This window comes from Actinomyces polynesiensis, from assembly GCF_000820725.1.
GTDB classification, from domain to species: domain Bacteria; phylum Actinomycetota; class Actinomycetes; order Actinomycetales; family Actinomycetaceae; genus Pauljensenia; species Pauljensenia polynesiensis.
In genome coordinates, this window is the sequence record NZ_CCXH01000126.1 from 1 (window position 1) to 4,087 (window position 4,087).

The window sequence follows — 4,087 nt, forward strand, 5'->3', positions numbered from 1 at the left end:
CCTCGACGAGGACGTCCCCGTGGTGCGCCTGTTCGGCAAGGGGCGCAAGGAACGGATCGTGCCGGTGGGCCACTACGCCCGCGACGCGGTGGCCGCCTACCTCGTGCGCGCCCGACCCGAGCTCTCCCGACGGGGACGGGGGACCTCCTCCCTGTTCCTCAACACCCGCGGTCGTCCCCTGTCACGCCAGTCGGCGTGGGAGGCGCTCCAGCGGGTCGCGGCGGAGGCGGGTCTCACCTCCCACGTCTCCCCGCACACCCTCCGCCACTCCTTCGCCACCCACCTCCTCGAGGGCGGGGCGAGCGTGCGCGACGTCCAGGAACTGCTCGGCCACTCCAGCGTCCAGACCACCCAGATCTACACGCTCCTGTCGCCCACCACACTGAGGGAGGTCTACCGCACCTCACATCCCAGGGCACTCGGCCCCGGCACCCCTGCCGGGCAGGGACGATGAACTAGGCTGGGCGCGTGACGAACGATGCGCAACCCACCCTCGACGGCACCCCATCGTCGCCGAGGGCGACTACCCCGTCCCGGCACCGCTGGCGGGTCACGGACCAGCCCGCATCATCGACATGTGCAACCAGAAGGGCGGGGTCGGCAAGACGACGACCACCATCAACCTCGGTGCGGCACTGGCGGAGTACGGGCGCCGCGTGCTGGTCGTCGACTTCGACCCGCAGGGCGCGGCCTCGGTCGGCCTCGGGATCAACACACTCGACATGGACCAGACGGTCTACACGGTGCTCATGGACTCCCGCTCCGACGTGCGCAGTGCCATCGTGGCGAGCGCCGTGGAGGGCCTCGACGTCCTGCCCGCCAACATCGACCTCTCGGCCGCTGAGGTGCAGTTGGTCAACGAGGTGGCCCGGGAGTCCGCCCTGGCGCGCGTGCTGCGCCACGTCGTGGACGACTACGACGTCATCCTCATCGACTGCCAGCCCTCACTCGGCCTGCTCACCGTCAACGCCCTGACCGCGGCGCACGGGGTCATCGTGCCGGTGGAGGCGGAGTTCTTCGCGCTGCGCGGGGTGGCGCTCCTGGTGGAGACCATCGAGACGGTCCGCGACCGCATCAACCCGCGCCTGAAGATCGACGGGATCGTCGCCACCATGGTCGACACCCGCACCCTCCACTCCCGGGAGGTCCTCCAGCGCCTGGGCGAGGCCTTCGGGGACCTCGTGTACACCACCCAGATCCGGCGCACGGTGAAGTTCCCCGACGCCTCCGTCGCCACGGAACCGATCACCACCTACGCCCCCTCGCACCCCGGCGCGGAGGCGTACCGGCGTCTGGCACGTGAGGTGGTCGCCCGTGGTGACGTCGCGTGAGGGAGCCGTGGGCGCCGACCCCGCACAGGGGACCATCGACCAGTTCCAGGTGAGCCTGGAGGTCTTCCAGGGGCCCTTCGACCTCCTCCTCCAGCTGATCTCGCGACACCGCCTCGACATCACCGAGGTCGCCCTGTCACAGGTCACCGACGAGTTCATCTCCTACATGCGCACCTTCCCGGACCTCTCCCGCACCACCGAGTTCCTCGTCGTGGCCGCCACGCTCCTCGACATGAAGGCCGCCCACCTCCTGCCCCGCGAGGAGGACGAGGAGGACGTCGACCTCGCCGACCTCGAGGCCCGGGACCTGCTCTTCTCCCGACTCCTGCAGTACCGCGCCTTCAAGCTCGCCGCCGCGGCGATCTCGGCGTCCCTCCAGGAGCACGCCGGGTCCCATCCACGCTCCGTCCCGCTGGAGCCGCACTTCGCGGCCCTGCTGCCCGAACTCGTGTGGGTCACCGGTCCCGCGGACCTCGCCCGCGCGGCAGCGGAGGCCCTCACGCACACCCCGCCCACCGTGGAGGTCGCCCACCTGCACGACCCGGCGGTGCCCGTGCGCGAGCAGGCACTGCTCATCTCCGCACGCCTGCGCCGCGAGGGGCACCTCAGCTTCCACCGGCTGGTCGAGGACGCGGGCTCCACCGCCGTGGTCGTCTCCCGCTTCCTCGCGCTGCTCGAGCTCTACCGGCGCCGCGTCGTCGCCTTCTCCCAGGAGGAGGCACTCGGGGCCCTGGACGTGACGTGGACGGGCGGGCAGGGCGACGTGGACCTCGACATCGACGAGTACGAGGGCGACGCCGGTTCGCCGGAGAGGGGGCACCATGTCGCAGCGTCCTGAGAGCGGGCACGACCAGGCGGGGGAGGGGTCCGCCACCGCCGGTCACGCGGGGGAGGACGCCCCACGTGAGGCCCCCGCGACCGTGGCGCCCGGGGACACCGACGCCTCCCCGGCCAGCCTGTTCGCGCCACTGGAGGCCGTGCTGATGGTCGTCGACCACCCGGTGTCCGTCACCGAGCTCGCCGAGGCGCTGGGCGTCGGCCCCGCCCTCGTCGGGCAGGCCCTGCGGGAGCTGGCGGCGGAGTACCGGGGCACACCCGGACGGGCCCACGGCTTCGAGCTGCGGGCGTCCGCGGGCGGATGGCGGGTCTACTCGGCGCCCGCGTGGGCGGAGGTGGTGGGTCGCTTCGTCGTCGGCACCGACACCTCCCGCCTCAGCCAGGCCGCGCTGGAGACGCTCGCCGTCATCGCCTACCGCCAACCGACCACGAGGTCGCGCATCTCGCACGTGCGCGGCGTGAACGTCGACGCCGTGGTGCGTACCCTTGTGGCCAGGGGACTGGTCGAGGAGGTCGGGGAGACCGACTCGGGCGCGCGCCTGTACGCCACCACCGGGTACTTCCTGGAACGCATGGGGTTCAACTCCCTGGACGACCTGGCGCCCCTGGCCCCCTACCTGCCCGCGAGTGAGGAACTCGAGGGGCTCGCACACGACCTTGAGGAGACACTGTGAGGAATGACCCGCACGTCAGCGACGGCATCCGGCTGCAGAAGGTGCTGTCCCAGGCGGGCATCGCCTCGCGCCGAGCCGCGGAGGAGATGATCTCGGACGGCCGTGTCCAGGTGGACGGCAAGGTGGTGCGCACCCTCGGCACCCGGGTGGACCCCACCCGGCAGGTCATCCACGTCGACGGTGACCGCGTGATCCTCGACGAGACCAAGCACGTCGTCCTCGCCCTCAACAAGCCGGTCGGCATGGTCTCGACGATGGACGACCCCGAGGGACGTCCCGACCTCACCGACATCGTCGGGGACTACCCCGAACGGCTCTACCACGTGGGCCGCCTCGACGTCGACACCTCCGGACTGCTGCTCCTCACGAACGACGGGGAGCTCGCCAACCGCCTCACCCACCCCTCCTACGAGGTCCCCAAGACCTACGTCGCCCGCGTCCACGGTGAGGTGAAGCCGGGGGTGCGCCGCACCCTCCTCGCGGGGGTCGAGCTGGAGGACGGCCCCATCAACGTCGACCACTTCCGGGTGATGGAGACCTTCGGGGACATCACCACCGTGGAGATCACCGTCCACGAGGGCCGCAACAGGCTGGTGCGCCGGCTCATGGAGCAGGTCGGCTACCCGGTGCGCGAACTGGTGCGCACCCAGTTCGGACCCATCCGCCTCGACCACCTGCAGCCGGGCACCACACGGCGCGTGAAGGGCAACGCCCTCGTCGCCCTCTACGGCTGCGTCGGCCTGTGAGGAACCGATGGTGACCCGTTCCCCCCTGCGCCCGGTCGCCACGACCGGTCCGGTGCTCGTGGTGGGCACCGGGCTCCTCGGCACCTCCGTCGGCCTGGCCCTGAGCGCCGCCGGCGTCGAGGTGCTGCTCTCGGACACCTCGCCCACCTCCCAGAGGCTGGCCGTGGACGTCGGCGCCGGCCGCGCGTGCACCCCCGGTGACTCCCTCGCGCCACGCCTGGTGGTCGTGGCGACCCCACCCGACGTGGCCGGGGCCTGTGTCGTCGACGCCCTCGTGCGACACCCCGGGGCCGTGGTGACGGACGTGGCCTCGGTGAAGAGCGCTGTCGTCGACGACGTCCTCCACGAGGCCGCGCTGCGCGGGGACCCGGGCATCGCCGCACGCTACGTGGGATCCCACCCCATGGCGGGTCGGGAACGCTCGGGGGCGGGGGCCGCGGACGCGGACCTGTTCATCGGCCGCCCCTGGGTGGTGGTGCCCCACGAGGGCTCCGCGCCG

Annotated in this window: 6 protein-coding genes; all 6 read left to right on the top strand. The window is 72.0% G+C overall.

Annotated elements, in window-relative coordinates:
* On the top strand, positions 1-454 hold a 454-nt coding region (locus tag TA90_RS05920; RefSeq protein WP_043535093.1), incomplete at its 5' end, for a tyrosine-type recombinase/integrase.
* A gap of 52 nt (positions 455-506) precedes the next feature.
* Positions 507-1,331, top strand: a complete 825-nt coding sequence (locus TA90_RS05925; protein WP_043535095.1) for a ParA family protein — start codon at positions 507-509, stop codon at positions 1,329-1,331.
* Positions 1,315-2,169, top strand: a complete 855-nt coding sequence (locus tag TA90_RS05930) for a segregation and condensation protein A (RefSeq protein WP_407921583.1) — start codon at positions 1,315-1,317, stop codon at positions 2,167-2,169. Before TA90_RS05925 ends, TA90_RS05930 begins: the two co-directional genes overlap by 17 nt.
* Positions 2,153-2,842 carry an SMC-Scp complex subunit ScpB gene (scpB, locus tag TA90_RS05935; RefSeq protein WP_082031513.1) on the top strand — a complete coding sequence of 230 codons (690 nt, stop codon included), beginning with the start codon at positions 2,153-2,155 and terminating at the stop codon, positions 2,840-2,842. The genes TA90_RS05930 and scpB overlap by 17 nt, the downstream gene beginning before the upstream one ends.
* A complete protein-coding gene (locus tag TA90_RS05940) occupies positions 2,839-3,588 on the top strand; it encodes a pseudouridine synthase (RefSeq protein ID WP_043535096.1) in 750 nt (249 codons plus the stop codon). The genes scpB and TA90_RS05940 overlap by 4 nt, the downstream gene beginning before the upstream one ends.
* Positions 3,589-3,595: 7 nt before the next feature.
* Positions 3,596-4,087 (top strand): prephenate dehydrogenase/arogenate dehydrogenase family protein (locus TA90_RS05945; RefSeq protein WP_043535097.1); only part of this gene is annotated, 492 nt, incomplete at its 3' end.

Bases quoted from the DNA above. Each gene is read 5' to 3' on its own strand.
- scpB (WP_082031513.1), top strand. From the start codon at position 2,153: ATGTCGCAGCGTCCTGAGAGCGGGCACGACCAGGCGGGGGAGGGGTCC.